Source organism: Thainema salinarum CENA647, assembly GCF_057732415.1.
Map to the genome: position 1 here is coordinate 5,431,223 of NZ_JBYJZJ010000022.1, position 16,104 is coordinate 5,447,326.

Annotated in this window: 15 protein-coding genes; 10 read left to right on the top strand and 5 right to left on the bottom strand. The window is 50.4% G+C overall.

Going from position 1 to position 16,104, the window contains the following annotated elements; genetic code table 11:
* The first annotated feature begins 105 nt into the window (after window positions 1-105).
* Window positions 106-1,179, top strand: a complete 1,074-nt coding sequence (locus AC286M_RS30475) for an AI-2E family transporter (RefSeq protein WP_488207966.1) — start codon at window positions 106-108, stop codon at window positions 1,177-1,179.
* 16 nt (window positions 1,180-1,195) lie between these two features.
* Here AC286M_RS30475 and AC286M_RS30480 read toward each other — a convergent pair whose 3' ends face one another.
* The 3 genes from AC286M_RS30480 to glmM all read right to left on the bottom strand — a co-directional run bounded on the left by AC286M_RS30480 (window position 1,196) and on the right by glmM (window position 5,248).
* Window positions 1,196-1,882: a hypothetical protein gene (locus tag AC286M_RS30480; RefSeq protein WP_488207967.1), complete on the bottom strand. Its 687-nt coding sequence runs from the start codon at window positions 1,880-1,882 to the stop codon at window positions 1,196-1,198.
* A gap of 176 nt (window positions 1,883-2,058) precedes the next feature.
* The gene (locus tag AC286M_RS30485) at window positions 2,059-3,498 is read right to left on the bottom strand and encodes an MFS transporter (protein WP_488207968.1); all 1,440 of its coding nucleotides are present in this window, start codon (window positions 3,496-3,498) and stop codon (window positions 2,059-2,061) included.
* 259 nt (window positions 3,499-3,757) lie between these two features.
* Entirely contained in the window at window positions 3,758-5,248 is a 1,491-nt protein-coding gene (gene glmM / locus AC286M_RS30490) for a phosphoglucosamine mutase (RefSeq protein WP_488207969.1), read from the bottom strand.
* A 397-nt stretch (window positions 5,249-5,645) separates the two neighbouring features.
* On the opposite strand from glmM, the gene AC286M_RS30495 reads away from it, so the two are divergent.
* The 3 genes from AC286M_RS30495 (at window position 5,646) to AC286M_RS30505 (ending at window position 7,495) form a co-directional block, all read left to right on the top strand.
* Window positions 5,646-6,218 carry a DUF309 domain-containing protein gene (locus AC286M_RS30495; RefSeq protein WP_488207970.1) on the top strand — a complete coding sequence of 191 codons (573 nt, stop codon included), beginning with the start codon at window positions 5,646-5,648 and terminating at the stop codon, window positions 6,216-6,218.
* Window positions 6,219-6,262: 44 nt separating this feature from the next.
* Entirely contained in the window at window positions 6,263-6,823 is a 561-nt protein-coding gene (locus AC286M_RS30500) for a GNAT family N-acetyltransferase (RefSeq protein WP_488207971.1), read from the top strand.
* 150 nt (window positions 6,824-6,973) lie between these two features.
* Window positions 6,974-7,495 (top strand): LptA/OstA family protein, encoded by a 522-nt coding sequence (locus AC286M_RS30505; protein WP_488207972.1) that lies wholly within the window; start codon window positions 6,974-6,976, stop codon window positions 7,493-7,495.
* Between the two features lie 197 nt (window positions 7,496-7,692).
* On the opposite strand, the gene AC286M_RS30510 is transcribed toward AC286M_RS30505, so the two are convergent.
* Window positions 7,693-7,944, bottom strand: coding sequence for a DUF433 domain-containing protein (locus AC286M_RS30510; protein ID WP_488207973.1), 252 nt, complete (start codon window positions 7,942-7,944; stop codon window positions 7,693-7,695).
* A gap of 144 nt (window positions 7,945-8,088) precedes the next feature.
* Here AC286M_RS30510 and AC286M_RS30515 point away from each other — a divergent pair, with 144 nt between their 5' ends.
* Window positions 8,089-9,168, top strand: coding sequence for a hypothetical protein (locus AC286M_RS30515; protein ID WP_488207974.1), 1,080 nt, complete (start codon window positions 8,089-8,091; stop codon window positions 9,166-9,168).
* A gap of 100 nt (window positions 9,169-9,268) precedes the next feature.
* On the opposite strand, the gene AC286M_RS30520 is transcribed toward AC286M_RS30515, so the two are convergent.
* Window positions 9,269-10,090, bottom strand: a complete 822-nt coding sequence (locus AC286M_RS30520; RefSeq protein WP_488207975.1) for a carbohydrate ABC transporter permease — start codon at window positions 10,088-10,090, stop codon at window positions 9,269-9,271.
* Between the two features lie 420 nt (window positions 10,091-10,510).
* On the opposite strand from AC286M_RS30520, the gene AC286M_RS30525 reads away from it, so the two are divergent.
* From AC286M_RS30525 to folE, 5 genes are all read left to right on the top strand, one after another.
* Window positions 10,511-11,206 carry an aldehyde oxygenase (deformylating) gene (locus AC286M_RS30525; RefSeq protein WP_488207976.1) on the top strand — a complete coding sequence of 232 codons (696 nt, stop codon included), beginning with the start codon at window positions 10,511-10,513 and terminating at the stop codon, window positions 11,204-11,206.
* A gap of 324 nt (window positions 11,207-11,530) precedes the next feature.
* On the top strand, window positions 11,531-12,556 hold the full coding sequence (locus tag AC286M_RS30530) for a long-chain acyl-[acyl-carrier-protein] reductase (protein WP_488207977.1): 1,026 nt from the start codon (window positions 11,531-11,533) through the stop codon (window positions 12,554-12,556).
* A gap of 228 nt (window positions 12,557-12,784) precedes the next feature.
* Window positions 12,785-13,771 carry an acetyl-CoA carboxylase carboxyl transferase subunit alpha gene (accA, locus tag AC286M_RS30535; RefSeq protein ID WP_488207978.1) on the top strand — a complete coding sequence of 329 codons (987 nt, stop codon included), beginning with the start codon at window positions 12,785-12,787 and terminating at the stop codon, window positions 13,769-13,771.
* Window positions 13,772-14,503: 732 nt separating this feature from the next.
* Window positions 14,504-15,229, top strand: a complete 726-nt coding sequence (locus AC286M_RS30540; RefSeq protein WP_488207979.1) for an SDR family oxidoreductase — start codon at window positions 14,504-14,506, stop codon at window positions 15,227-15,229.
* Between the two features lie 69 nt (window positions 15,230-15,298).
* Complete coding sequence (folE, locus tag AC286M_RS30545) at window positions 15,299-16,048, top strand: GTP cyclohydrolase I FolE (protein ID WP_488207980.1); 750 nt, start codon at window positions 15,299-15,301, stop codon at window positions 16,046-16,048.
* Window positions 16,049-16,104 lie beyond the last annotated feature (56 nt).

The following is a 16,104-nucleotide window of genomic DNA, read 5'->3' on the forward strand; positions in this document are numbered from 1 at the left end:
TTTTCTTTCCTTTTCTTTAGAGAGAAGAATCGGAGCGCAATAACCAGTATTGTAGCCATACATGGACTTGATTTGCTTTTCATCCTGTATTGAGGTTATCTAACCGTGCAGTTCGGCTCGATCCTGGGCACTATTGCTCTCATCATCTCACTCTATATCTTGTGGGAAATTCAAGGTGTCATCCTATTAGGATTCGCCGCTGTTGTGTTTGCAACCGTCATTAATCGGTTGGTGCAGCCGCTTGAGCGGTTGAAATTGCCTCGGGGTGTGGCTGTCATCTTGGCGCTGTTTGCCATCTTAATTGTGGTGGCGGGTCTACTCTCCTTGGCTGCGCCACCCGTGGTTCGGCAGTTTCAGGATTTAATTCAGCAGATTCCGGTGATTGCGGATCAAGTGACAAACTGGACAGGTTGGCTACAGAGACGGCTGCCATTAGAGGTCGCTGCCTATATTCGCAATCTCGACTCAACGGCGCAAGATTTGCAGATGTGGATTGAGCGGCTGTTTGGCAATTTTTTCAGTATTTTCTTCAGCACCCTGGGCGTGATGATCAATGCAGTGCTGTTTACTTTTGTGACCATTATGCTGCTGCTAAATCCTCAGCCTTATCGTCGGGGATTTATCTTGCTGTTTCCGTCGTTTTATCGCGATCGCGTTGATCAGATTTTGGATCAGTGTGAAAGTACGCTAACGGGCTGGGCAACTGGCGTACTGTTCAATATGACGGTGATTGGCATCCTCAGCGCTACAGGGCTTTGGATTCTCGGCGTTCCACTGCCGTTAGCGAATGCTATTCTGGCTGCCACTTTGGCGCTGATTCCCAACTTGGGGCCAGTCTTAAGCGTGATCCCGCCCGCGCTGTTGGGCTTTTTGGAAGCACCGTGGCGAGGAGTTGCCGTTATTATTCTGTACATCGTTATTCAGCAAATCGAAAGCAACATTTTGACCCCCTTGGTGATGCAGCGACAGGTCTCGATCCTGCCAGCGGTGACGCTACTCTCACTAGCGGCGTTTGGCTTACTGTTTGGGGTGCTGGGCCTCTTTCTGGCGCTGCCAATTGTGGTCGTTGCCCAGGTCTGGATTACGGAAGTGCTAATTCACGATGTTTTTGACCCCTGGCAAAAAGCGCGATCGCAATCCCAAACTCCATCCCAGGCTCCGCCTGACGATGAGGTATAAGAACCAGAAGATGGTGCTACTCAGCTGGTGGTACCGTTTCAGGCTCAGCGGCGGGAGTTTCAGTTTGAGGTTCTTCAGCCGGAGGTTCTTCAGTCGCTCCTTCCACCTCTTCCGTCCCCTCAGTGGGCGACACGGCTCCGCAGTATTCATTCACCTCTTGAATACTCTGGGATTCTTGTTGCGATAGCTGCTGAATCTTTCCGACGGCTGTTGTGACTTGGGTTTGAGACTGCTCAATTTGATCGGGTAGCTCTTCTTCCGACTGCACGTTGACAATCGAACCAATGGCGGTACTCGCTTCCGTCAATGCGCTGCTATAGCCCCGGATGATGGTGATGTAGTCATCGCGGAACTGCACCAGGATTTCATCCTCTAACTCGGTGGTTTCCAGTTCGCTCGCCAAGGTGTCCCAGTTGGTGACGACTTTCTCGACCGCTGCTGTATATTCCCCAGTGGCGGCTTTAATATCGTCTAAACTTTCGACGTTAGTAATGTCTTGGCTGAAGCTTTGAATTTCGGTTTCAAACTCCCCCATAAACGACTCGGTTTGGTTCACCATTTCAGCCAAACGATTGCACTGAGCAACTTTCGATTCACCGCAGCTCACTAAACCAACTGCGATCGCACCAGTCGCAATCAAGCTACTCGAGCGATAAAACCGAGAACGAATCCAACTCAAACAGGGACGCAACGACAACAGCATTCAGTGATTCTCCTCAAACCTTCCTCAAACTCATATCGCATATCTTGCCAATCAAGAACCGGAGGACGTGATGGCATAATCGCTTTGGCAGTGAAATCAGCCTTCTGGATTGTAGTGCAAGATGCCAATGAACCTCTGCAGGACATCATAACCAAGCGGCTATGATTCGTCAGAACCTATTGATTATTTTTTGCCAATCGGCGTTCCCGCAGCCGCAGCAAAATTTCGGCATGGGTTTCGCGGGTAATAGGATAAAAATAGGCCAGTACGAGCCCTAAAATCAGCAACACCATTGGCATTAGGCCCATCATCAGCCGAATTGCCCACAGTGCTGATTCCGGCTGAGTAGCGGACCCTGCCACGAAGCCGCTAGCGCTGAGGGCAGCACTGACGAGAAATAATCCTACTCCGCGACCAATTTTTTGCAGCAGCGTCATAAAGGCGTAGAAGATTCCCTCGCGACGCTGGCCCGATCGCAGTTCGTCCAGGTCAATCGCATCCGGCAGCATCGACCAGGGGACAACGTAAGCGGTTGCCACCCCAATACTGACAATCACACACAGGATATACATCAGCAGCGTTTGCCCTGGCTGCAGGAAGAGGAGAAAAAACTGCACAGCAATCCAGGGAGCCATGCCCAGAAAATACAGCCCCCGTTTACCCGCTTTCTTACTCACCTGATTGCAGCCGTACACCATCAAAATCGATGTGCCCTGCACCAGCAGCGCGGCTAGGAAGTAATCGTCCAGCCCCATCCAAAACTCAACGTAGAACGGGATCACGGTTGCCGTCACCTGGAGCGCCAGCCAGGAAAACATATAAATGCCGATGATCATCAAAAACGGCACGTTGGTAATGAAAATTTTGATTTGATCTGCGATCGCAACTTCGTCGTCGGTTTCATCAATCTGCTGCACCGCCTGCGTCCGCTGCTTGGCCTGAGGATAGGTGCCAAAGATACACCAGTAAATCGGTATTATCGACACTAGACCACACACACCGCCCAGCACCGCATACTGCAGTTGCTGATTTTCAATCTGACTACTAATCAGCAAGCCCAAGGCTAACGCCAGCACTGCGCCAAAGAGCGAGAATGAAATTCGAAAAGTGGTCAGCTCCGTTCGTTCGTCGTAGTCTTCGGTAATCTCTGCCGTCAGCGTCGTATAAGGCAAGTTCACTGCCGTAAAGAAAATCTGGAACACCAGTGACGTGATCACGTAGTACCAAAACTTCCCCGTTGCCCCAAAATCCGGTACCAGCCAGGTGAGGAAAAAGGTAATGCCAAAGGGGATTCCCGCGAGAAACATCCAGGGATAGCGTCGTCCCCAGCGCGTCCGCGTGCGATCGCTGAGCACCCCAATCAGCGGGTCGTTAATCGCATCCCAAATATTGCCAATAAGCAGTACCGTTCCCGCCGCTAGGGGATCAACCCCAGCCACATTAGTCAGAAAGATTAAAAACGAGAACACAATCAGGTTGCTGGTTATACCAGCTCCTGCATCTCCGGCCCCATAGGCTATCTTGGTGGCTAGAGGTAGCTTGGGTTGCTCTTCGTAGGATGAAACATCAGACGAATCGTGGCGCGGATCTAGCGGATCAGGCGGAACATCATGCATGGTAACGGGTAACGTATGAAATCGGTGACGTCATCAAGTGGCCGTTGAACCCAGTTATCGACTTGGGCGCAACGTCCAGACTCGATTTGTCACTCAAGATACTAAAGAATAGGCATTGCTTACTTTAACTATTGTTGGCGGGACTGTTGGCAGAATCGCCGCATATTGATTAGAAAGTATTGAAAACCGTTAACGCCATGTAGGGGCGAACGATGTTCGCCCCTACTCAGCCCGTAGAATAGCTACCATCGTGAATGGATTAAATCGCGAGATGCTGCTGCACTGTTTGCGATAGCAAGTCTGTCCAGTGAGCTGTCATCGCTGCGTCAATCGCTTCGACCATGACCCGAATCACGGGTTCAGTACCCGATGCCCGGACTAGGACACGGCCCTGATCGCCCATTGCCAGTTCTGCTTGAGCAATGGCCTGCTGCAGCGGATCGCAATCCTGCCAGTTCAATCTGCGATCGCGATCTTCCACCCGAATATTTTTGAGCAACTGCGGATAGGTTTGGAAGCTCTGATCCACCAGATCCGCCAGCGACGTGCCGGATTGCCGCACCAGTCCGGCAATGTGCAGCGCCGTCAACACGCCATCACCCGTCAAGCTGTAGTGGTGGCACAAAATATGACCGGACTGCTCGCCGCCCAGCATCGCGCCGCGCCGCCGCATTTCAGCGTGAACATGCTGATCGCCCACGGGAGTGCGGACGAATTCGCCACCCTGAGCCTGCCACGCCCGCTCAAAGCCCAAGTTCGCCATCACGGTCGAAACAATTAGGTTCTCAGGCAGTTGGTTGGCTGATTGCAGCAGTTTGCCCCAGAAGTAGAGAATATAATCGCCATTTACTTCCCGACCCTGCGTATCAACGGCCATCACCCGATCGGCGTCGCCATCAAAGGCAAAGCCCAAATCGGCCTGATGCTCTAGCACTGCCGCCTTCAACGGTTCGAGATGAGTCGAACCGCAGTGGACGTTGATCCGATTGCCATCGGGGGTGCTGTGCAGGGCAATCACCTCGGCTCCTAAAGACTCAAAAACTGCGATCGCAGATCGAGTGGCAGAACCCCAGGCTAGATCGAGCGCAATCCGCATGCCCGCCAAATCAACGCCCATCGGTAATGACCGATGCAGAGCTTGGGCATATCGGTTCACTAGGTCAAACCGCTGTTCACAGCGTCCCCAGGGGTTCAAGCCCGTTTCGGGTAGGGCGCTGGAGATGGGAGACAAGTTGCCGCGTAGAGCCGCCTCGATTTCTTTTTGCAGCACCGTGCTGAGCTTGGTACCATCAGCAGCAAAAAACTTAATGCCGTTGTCCTGGGGCGGATTGTGGCTGGCGGAAATCATCACGCCACCCAATGCGTTCAACTGGGGCGTTAACGTGGCGACGCAGGGCGTGGAACACAACCCCAAGTTCCAAACCTCCAGCCCAGAAGCCGTCAGTCCGGCAGCCAAGGCCGCAGACAGCATATCACTGGAGTTGCGAGAATCCTGACCAATCAAGACTACACCCGTTCGCTGGGCATGGGATTGTAAAACCTGTCCAGCCCAAAAGCCCACCTGTAGCGCTAGGGGAGCGTTGAGCAACTCTCCCACCTGTCCACGAATGCCATCCGTACCAAACAACGAAGACTGGGGTAGCGATAAGGGTGCCCAGCCCGCCATCGCAGGATGCGAAACAATACCGGGTTGAGCCAAACGAGGTTGCGATCGCGCTGTCACAGCACGACGGGGGGGAGACGTAACCATAGGTATAAACACTCCTTACACACACTCACTCACAGTGGAGCATACCATCTTCACGAAAATTTGCACTGTTTACTTATGACAACTCTCCAGAAACGTCTGAAGCGTTCGCTCTTGAGTTTGCAGCGCATCAATCGAGCTAATGGAAAATGAACAGTCACATTTCGATGGTCACTTTTTGAAAGACTATCCGAAGATGACTTGACGCTCCGATTTGGTTATGCTCCAGCATAGGATAGGAGCAGATATTCAGAATGGCTCAATCGGGAGATATTTGTTCACTGAAAATAAGGAACATCGCAATTGGCGCATCCTGAATGCGGATCCACATATAGATCTACGGCTTTAGTACAAATAGTCCGGATCTTGTTTACATCAGGGCAGAAATTCAGGCAATGGTTTGAGAACTTTCAGCGTTAGCGACAAGATATTTACCGGACGCATTCAAGGGTCAAATCAAATGACGGATCAACTGCCGACCGACTTTTGGCAAGGACTGGAACAGTTCAATCGCGGCGAATATTACGCCTGCCACGATACTCTGGAAGCGATTTGGCTGGAAGCTCCCGATCCGCCCAAGAGTTTATATCAGGGCATTTTGCAAGTCGCGGTAGGAATTTATCACCTGAGCAATCAGAACTGGAAGGGATCGGTGATTTTGCTAGGCGAGGGCATCAGCCGCATTCGCCGCTATGACTCTGACTATGCGGGCGTCGATATTGATGATCTGCTCGAACAAAGCTCCGATCTGCTGATGGGTTTACAGATGGCTGGCCCCGAACAAGCCGTGGCCTGTGCGCACTACTTAGGCTTACTGCCAGAGGATTCGGTGGCGGAAATGACCCAGGAAGCAGCGGAGCAGTTGTCCGACACCCCACTGGAAGCTGCGAGTCCAAATTTAGCCGAGCCGCTGGATGCAGATCTGAAATTGCGATTGAAGTTGCCCAAAATTCGGTATCAAAAGCCTGATTGAAACTTTAGGTGCGATCGCACCGTCATTTCATCCAACACCATCGCATGAAGCAGCCCCCGACTGATCTAACGACAGACCGACTCAAACTCCGTTGCCCCTCCCTGGCGGATGCTGCTGCCATCTTTGAGTATGCTTCTGATCCAGAGGTAACGCGCTATATGGATTGGCCAACGCATACCGATATTCAAGACACCGTTCAGTTTCTTGAATGGTGCATACCTCGTTGGGAAGCAGGCCAAGAGTTTTGCTGGATGATTACAGTTCAGTCAGCAGACCAAGCAATTGGTGCCATCGCCTGTCGGATCGATGAGCATAAAGCCGACTTTGGCTATGTTCTTCATCGGCAACACTGGAGGCAAGGGTATATGACTGAAGCCACTCGTGCGGTGCTCACATGGCTGACCCGTCTCCCAACCATTTATCGAATCTGGGCGATATGTGATACTGAAAATCTGGCATCAGCTAGGGTTCTAGAGAAGGTGGGTCTGCTCCGTGAAGGCACGCTGCGCTGTGCCACGATGCGCCCCAATCTGTCATCTCGTCCCCGCGATAGTTTCATTTTTGCGAAGGTGCGCGATCCTGAATCCGGATGTTGGGCAAATTAACCTGTAAGAGAGGGTAAAGGACTCAATCATTTTGCTACATTTCTGACGTAGCCCGTTTGACCCTGTTAGATTTTTAGTAATAACCCATCCACCGCTAAATTTGCGACGCATCAAACTCTTTTACAAAACGCTGAGAACACCCGTAAAACCATGTTGCGACGATTGTTTCGTTCAAGCTTGTCATCCGCTCGCTGGCTCTTACCGTTGATGATTGCCGGAAGTGCGATCGCACCCTATTCCGGACAAATTGCCAAAGCCCAAACGGGTGGTAACCAAGCGCTCACGCTGCGTTCTGACGTGCAGGAAGCTAACTCTGTCACGGGCGTAATCACTGCACGCGGCAATGTCCAAATTAACTATCCGGCCCGTCAAATTCAGGCCACTTCTGCCCAAGCGCAGTACTACAGCCGCGAACGCCGCATCGTCCTCAGCGGTGATGTCTACGTGCTGCAAGAAGGTAATAGCTTACAAGCTGAAACGATTACCTATTTGATTGATGAGGGCCGCTTTGTTGCCTTGCCTCGCCAGCAGGAGCAGGTTGAAGCCATTTATCTGGTTGACGACCCCAATGCCCCTGCGGAACAGCCTGCGAGTTCCGGCGGTGGCGCTGTTGGTGGTACAGAAGACTTCAATCCCAAACCTGTCTTCAAAACTCCATTCAGCGATCAGTAATTTATCTCTGCTCAAAAACTGAAAGAGGCACCTTGTCGCAGCGCGGCAAGGTGCCTCTTTCAGTTTTGGGTGTGCAATGGCTTAATCGTTTTCTTGATAAATCCGGATCGCCCTGTGTTGCACAATCCAAAGTTTGCCCGTCAGATCATTGTTTTCTAATGCTCCAATCAAGGTTGCGATCTCATCCAGCTTTAATTTCATGCCACGGAATCTATTGGAATTTCAACGAATCGTTCGCGCGACATTTCTGCGCCATAGGCGATACAGGCCAAAATATCTTCCGGTTCTAGCTGCGGATATTCCTCTAAAACCTCAGGAATCGCCATGCCGCTAGCCATAAAATCCAGAATCAGCGAAACCCAGATGCGATGACCCTGAATACAGGGCTTGCCAAAGCAGATATTGGGATTTATGGAAATACGATTTAGAAGTTCCTGGCGGCTCATCATGCCTCCTGCCTGTGCGGGATTGTGATCTCAATTTTCCCACGTGTTTTTGATAGAAAGCAGGTCTGGCCTCTACCTTTTGTCTCAGATCGCAGGGTAAACCATGCCATAATGATCCGGCTAAGACGCAAGTGAACGTTTCGCCGCATGACCCAAGCTCCTTTTACCGCAGACCTTTCGACCAGCAACCCCGAAGACTTTGACCTTTCCTTTCAACTGCCCGATCCCGAAGATGACCAAATTTCCGAAGCCGAGTTTCAGCAGCAGGTGGAAACGGCATGGCTGATCTGCGATCGCTTTGATTTGCAGACCGATATTTGGCGTGGTCGCATTCTCAGAACCGTGCGCGATCGCGAAAAGCGCGGCGGCGATGGACGCGGCACGGGCTTCCTCAACTGGCTGAAGGATCGAGAAATCAGCAAGAGTCAGGCTTATGCTCTGATTGAACTGGCCAACAGCGCCGATACGCTGCTGGAAAATGGCGTGTTGGAAGCGCAGGACGTGAACCAGTTCAGCAAGCGGGCCTTTGTCGAAACCGCTCAGTCTTCACCAGAAGTGCAGCAATTGGTCAGTGAAGCCGCGCATCGGGGCGACCACATTACCCGGCGCGAAGTGCGTCAGCTCTCGGACGAATGGACGGCGATGACCTCGGATTTGCTGCCGGATGAAATTAAGGAAAAAGCGGCTAATAACACCATTCCGGCTCGCTACCTGTCGCCGCTGGTTAAGGAAATGGAAAAGCTGCCGGAACCGCATCAAAACACGCTCAAAACCGAGGTGGCGCTCAACCCTGATATCGATACCCTGAAGCAAGTCACCACTGAAGCTCGTTACTTATCGAAGTACCTCGCTGCGGCGGTGCAAGTCCAGGTGCTGAATCAGGAATCGCTTGATATTGAGCAGGCATTGGAAGAAGCGCTCCGTGTCGGCTGTCTGAATGCCACAGCGGATCTCGTCAACCAAGCCGCTCAACTGGAACAGGCGACGGTAAAGCTCTATACGGCTTGGAAAAAGATTAAAGACCTCTCCGATCGCGTTTATGTGGATAGCGGAGCCAGTACGCCCCATCTGCGATCGCTGTTATCCCATTTAACGCCGCTCACGGGTGATCTGATCCGGGTACAGCTTGGAGATCCGAATAGTCAGCTATCCCGCACAATTCGATTACAAGTCTTACCTGACGAGGAATCGCTGTATGAGGACAACCCAGTCGAAAACCTCAACTAGCCTATTTGTGTAAGTTGGGTTGAGTGATCACGAAACCTAACAAACGCCGAAAACATTGGGTTTTGTGTTGCTCAAACTAATCTACGAAACTAGCAACCGATCAGCTCTTTACGCCTGTCGAGGCGATCCCGCGTATAAACTGGCGCTGCCCAATCAAAAACAGCAGCACAATCGGCAGCGTCGCGATCACCACCGCCGCCATCAGCAGCGGCCAGTCGCTGGTGTACTGCTCTTGGAACTGGGCCAGCGCAAGCTGTACCGTCTGTAGTTCAGGCCGTGTGGTAAACACCAGCGGCTTGAACAAGTCATTCCATTCGCCGATGAACGTGAAGAGAAATAGGGTAACCAGTGCAGGACGAGCCAAGGGCAACATAATTTTCCACAGCACCTGGAGCCGATTTGCACCGTCGAGCATAGCCGCTTCCTCTAGCTCAACCGGAATCGATTGGAAATACTGCCGCATCAGGAAAATGCCAAAAGCATTCGCCGCAGTCGGTAAAATCAATGCGCCATAGGTGTTAATCAGTCCGCCCCAGCGCAGAACCAGGAAAATTGGAATCACCAAAAGCTGAAACGGAATCACCAGTGACGCGACAATGAGCAGTAAGAGTGCTCGGCGACCTCGAAACTGTAAACGTGCGATCGCATATCCCGCCAAAGCCGAGGTCACAATCTGAGCCGCTGTTACCGCTAGTGCCACGAGTGTGGAATTGGCGTAGGCCAGCAAGAAATTGCCCTGTCGCCACGCCAATCGGTAGCTGTCGAGCGATAACCCCAAAGATTGAAAAATCTCATCCGGGATCGTATTCGGTGGAGCAAAGGCGCTCAACACCACGACCACCAGCGGCAGCAAAACAATCACTGCCCCGATCGTGAGCAACACCAGATTCAAAATCCAAAACCAGCGAGTCTGATTTGCCATGCTGTTGACAATCCTTTGGCAATCCAAATGATTAAAACTTCTAATCAGATCCAATCAAGTATCGCAAGTACTAAGTACTAATGCTTATCTAAAATCTATACTTATCGGTTGCGCTTTAACCTCCCTAATCTTTCCTATGACTGCTTGTAAAGCGTAGCTTAGAAACAGTAGGGTGTAGAGAGTGGCAAGATCTAGCCAAAACAAATTATTTTATAGTTCTGGCAGTCGGAGGGGGACATTTCGCGAGTTTTCTTTACGCTAAAGTAGGGCTGGTGACATTTTTTATGTCTAGCCATGCCAGCAATGCTTGCCGCTTAGCACCATGATCGTTTGATTGTAAAGTCATCAAGCATTCTGGCGCTAACCGCAGCCAATCAACATTCTTGGCTCGTTTGATCTAGTAGAGGTGACAGTAGACCTATGCAGCAGCTTGAGGCTAATCCAGTACTTGATTACTATAGCGAGGCGTATCAAAGCGCCTACAGCCGCATCAATGCGATCGTAATCGAGGGCGAAGAGGAAGCAAACTCCAACTACCAGCAGTTGGCTGAGCTTATGCCAGAACACAAGGAGGAGTTAATCCGTCTGGCTAAGATGGAGAACCGCCACAAAAAGGGCTTCCAAGCCTGTGGCCGCAACCTATCCGTTACTCCAGACATGGAGTTTGCCAAGGCATTCTTCGATCAGCTCCATCAGAACTTTCAGGAGGCATATGCTGAAGGCCGCATTGTCACCTGTTTACTCATTCAATCGCTGATTATTGAGTGCTTTGCCATTTCGGCCTACAACATCTACATCCCTGTAGCCGACGACTTTGCGCGTAAGATTACAGAAGGAGTTGTCAAAGATGAGTATCTTCATCTGAACTTTGGCGAAGAGTGGCTCAAAGCGAATTTTGAGGCATCCAAAGAAGAGCTAGAGCAGGCCAATCGCCAAAACCTACCGCTGGTTTGGAAAATGCTCAATCAAGTTGAAGACGATGCCGCTGTGCTGGGCATGGAAAAAGAAGCCCTCGTGGAAGATTTCATGATCAGCTACGGTGAAGCGCTAGGCAACATTGGCTTCAGCAACCGCGACATCATGCGCATGTCCGCTCATGGTCTAGCCGCTGCATAGATAAGTAGATTGACATAAAACACATCTAGAAACTGGGGGAGCGCCCCGGAGGAACACCCCCAGTTTCTAGATTATGCATCTATTTGTATGCAGATTACATGCAGCTACTTATCTTCAGTTCAGCAGCTAGCTAAACGTGAAACCGATCAAGTGGTTCACAGACTGTTTGATCGGTTTTCGTCTACGAGTAGTTTGTATCAAATGAACATGACGTAAATTTCAAAATCATGTTTTTCTGAATAGGCTGCTCTAATTTGCAGATTACACAACTCCTGTCCACCCAATTCTTAACGAGCCTTTGCAGGGCTTCAGCCTGACACAACTATGTTTGGTTTAATCGGTCATCTGACGAGCTTAGAACACGCCCAATCCGTTGCTAGAGATTTAGGATATCCAGAATATGCCGACCAAGGTCTTGATTTTTGGTGTAGCGCACCGCCACAAATCGTAGATGACTTTTCGGTCGTTAGCGTAACGGGACAAACCATTGAAGGGCGCTATGTCGAATCCTGTTTCTTGCCGGAAATGCTAGCCACCCGCCGCATCAAGGCCGCAACCCGCAAGATTATCAATGCGATGGCTCACGCCCAGAAAAATGGAATTGACATTACGGCTCTGGGTGGGTTTTCATCGATTATTTTTGAGAACTTCAATCTCCAGCGGATTCAGCAGGTTCGCAACGTCAAGCTCGACTTTCGCCGCTTTACGACCGGGAATACCCACACAGCCTACGTGATCTGTCGTCAGGTTGAGCAGGCTGCAGAGCAAGTTGGCATTAAGCTAGCCGAGGCAACAGTGGCTGTTTGTGGTGCAACGGGTGACATTGGTAGTGCTGTGTGTCGCTGGCTGAATGCGCGAACGGATATCGCTGATCTGCTGCTGGTGGCTCGTAATCAAGAGCGGCTAAAGCTGCTTCAAGATGAACTGGGACGCGGCAAGATCCTGCCAATGGAAGAAGCTTTACCGCAAGCCGATATCGTTGTTTGGGTGGCCAGTATGCCGAAGGGCGTTGAGATTGATCCATCGACTCTGAAGCAGCCCTGCTTAATTGTTGACGGTGGCTATCCCAAAAATATGGGCAGCAAATTTGACCATCCTCACATTCACGTCCTGAATGGTGGCATCGTCGAGCATTCGCTGGATATCGACTGGCGAATTATGAACATCGTCAATATGGATGTGCCTGCCCGTCAGATGTTTGCCTGCTTTGCCGAATCGATGCTGTTGGAGTTCGAGAAGTGGCATACGAATTTTTCCTGGGGCCGCAATCAAATTTCCCTTGAAAAGATGGATATGATTGGTCAGGTTTCGATTAAGCATGGTTTCCGGCCATTGCTGCTGGGACGTTGATGGCTTGAGGTGTTCACCTTTCGGCCTCGTTGGAAGTGTTAGGAAGGGTTGATGGTTGATAGTTAGTGTGGTTAATGGTTAGTGTGCGATCGCACTTTCTCCGCACCTTCCTCTCCTGACGTTTTTACTCATCGTTGCTCATCTGCCGACACTTTTTGATAGGTTAATAACTAGGTTTCTATACCTAATTGCTCTTGTTCACCCTCGTTGTGATACACAATCCGCTTCATGGCTACTTCAACTCGCCGACCCATCCTTTTAGATTTTGAAAAGCCGCTGTCCGAACTGGAAGCGCGGATTAATCAGATCCGTGACTTAGCGGAAGAGAACGATGTTGATGTGACCGATCAAATTCGACAGCTAGAGGCTCGGGCTGAGCAACTGCGGGAGGAAATCTTTAGCGGGTTGTCGCCCGCTCAGCGGCTACAGGTCGCTCGTCATCCCCGACGTCCTAGCACGCTGGATTACATTCAGGCGATTACCGACGAGTGGATCGAGCTGCATGGCGATCGCAGTACGGGCAAGGATGACTCGGCCATTGTCACAGGTATTGGACGGCTGAACGGTCGCCCGGTTGTTCTACTCGGACACCAAAAAGGGCGGGATACCAAAGACAACGTGGCGCGCAACTTCGGTATGGCCTCCCCCAGTGGCTATCGCAAAGCCATGCGAATTATGAATCACGCCGATCGGTTTGGTATGCCAATCATTGCATTTATCGATACACCTGGCGCATTTCCTGGCCCGGAAGCCGAGCGGTTGGGACAGGGCGAGGCAATTGCTTACAACCTACGCGAAATGTTTCGGCTGAATGTACCGATTGTCTGTACTGTAATTGGTGAAGGCGGTTCCGGCGGTGCGTTAGGCATTGGAATTTGCGATCGCTTATTGATGTTTGAGCATTCGGTATATACCGTTGCTAGTCCAGAAGCCTGCGCCGCCATTCTCTGGAAAGATGCCGCTAAAGCACCTCGTGCGGCTGAAGCGCTCAAAATCACAGCCAAAGACTTGAAAGAACTGGGTATTCTAGATCAGCTTCTACCAGAACCGATTGGTGGAGCGCACGCCGATCCGGTGAAAGCAACTGAAACTCTCAAAACCGCTTTGATTGAGAATATCAATGAGCTGAGTCAGCTAACGAACGAAGAGCGAAAAAATCTGCGCTATCAAAAATTTCGGCAGATTGGTCGATTTACGACCGAACCCGTTGCTTAAGTAGTTTGAATAATGCAGTAAAAGAGTGATGAGAGGCGAAGTGAGCTAAGTTCACTTCGCCTCTCATCACTCTTTTGGCTAAATTGCTACAGTCATAGCCATGCAAGATAACTGCCAACGAAAATTTAAGCAACCTCTAAGGCTAATGACGAAATTCAATGTAAGCTGAAACCTATGGTAATCCTTTAGGAATCTAGTCGGAAAACCGAATTCAGCCAAACGTACCTAAAGAGAAAATCAAGTGCTAAAATGAGAGGCGAAACATAACTTAATACTTGCCGATCAGCAAACAGTAGCAACCTTGAGGCTGATCCATTTGGGTTAGCATATTCAACTTGATGAATCAAACATAGAGTTTTCTCAATTTGCCAAACTGCCAGCCTACTGTTATCAACTAGTGGTGAAGCATTTTAGATTTTAATCCTTGTTTTCTTGCTTCTTGAGCACATCAGAATCGTAGTATCAAATAATTAATTGCTTAGTTAATTACTGCGATACTATCAGCGCTGGCACAATCAATTAAGTTGATTAAATTTACCGTTTTGTTTGATTGCTAGTGTTTCTTGATATATCAAGAAACCGCATATTGCTTGAGCTACGTAGGGCAACATTAGCTGTTAGTATTGCTCTATTTGAAGCGGGCTCAACTATTTAGTTAATCTCAATGGTTATGACAAGAAACTAATTTAGTTTGAGTCAAGTAGTGATCACAGCCGCACATTCAGTAATTTCATGACTTTATCCAAGACACAGCGTGTCCTTATCACTGGAGCCAGTAGCGGAATTGGCAAAGCGACTGCGATCGCATTTGCTAAAGCCGGATTCAATGTGGTTCTAGTCAGTCGATCTACCGACAAGCTTGAAGCTGTTGCTAAAGATGTACAAGCGGCAGGGAGAACAGCCCATGTCTACTCGCTGGATTTAGCCAGCGTTGAGCAAGTCAAACCTCGCATGATGGCAATTGTTGAGGAAAGCGGCGGCATCGACATCTTGGTCAATAATGCTGGCATGGGCTACACCAACACGATTGACGACACGTCGCTAACAGATTGGCAGCAGATACTTGATCTAAACCTAACCAGCGTTTTTCAGTGTATTCAGGCCGTTCTGCCCGGCATGCGTGGCCAACAGCGCGGCATGATCATCAATGTTGCTTCGATTGCAGCAAGTAGTGCGTTTCCAGGATGGGGAGCCTACAGCGTTAGCAAAGCGGGGCTAGTGACCTTATCGAAAATCTTAGCCGCAGAAGAGCGGAGCAACGGCATCCGAGTCGTCACCATCTCTCCTGGCGCTGTGAATACACCGATTTGGGATACGGATACGGTGCAGGCTGATTTTGATCGGTCTGGTATGTTGACGCCGGAAATCGTAGCCCAGTCCATTCTTCATGCAGCCTCGCTGCCCGAGCAGGCTGTCATTGAGGATTTAACCGTGATGCCGAGTGCTGGTGCACTCTAAATCATCGGCTCGTCCAGTTCAGTTTACGTTTACTCATTTGACTTCGGAGAACTTAGGTTCCAATTTGCTATGACTATCGCTTCTAATTATTCCAATGGTACGACCTCTAATGGTGCAGGTAACAACGGCCCTCGTCTAGAAGAAGAACTGTCCTCTGCAAAAGAGGCGTTGTTGAATAAATCTGCCGAAACTCGTCCCGATCGCAACACCAGCCACGGGAAAGAGTCTCAGCCGCGTCCGACCACCGAGACGGCCAACGCAGAGATGATGGATGCCGTTCGCACCATGCTCCTGTCCGTTGGCGAAGATCCAGAACGGGAAGGTCTGCTCAAGACTCCAAAGCGGGTAGCTGAGGCGATGCGGTTCCTCACCAACGGCTACAACCAGTCACTTGAGGAACTGGTGAATGGAGCCATTTTTGATGAAGGTCACAACGAAATGGTACTGGTGCGGGACATTGATGCCTTTAGTCTCTGCGAGCACCACATGCTGCCGTTTATGGGTAAAGTGCATGTCGCCTATATTCCGAACCAAAAGGTTGTTGGCTTGAGTAAGCTGGCCCGAATTGTGGAAATGTATGCTCGCCGCCTACAGGTGCAAGAGCGTCTAACCCGTCAAATTGCCGAAGCGGTTCAAACTATCCTCGATCCGCAGGGCGTTGCGGTCGTTATGGAAGCTAGCCACATGTGTATGGTGATGCGCGGTGTCCAGAAGCCTGGCTCATGGACGGTAACTAGCGCCATGCTGGGTGTCTTCCAAGAGGATCAGAAAACGCGTGATGAATTTCTCAGCTTGATTCGTCACAAGCCCTCGTTCTAACGACTCCTGCGTAAATTGCGATGCGGCGTTTCGTACTATCTAACGCATGCGATGCA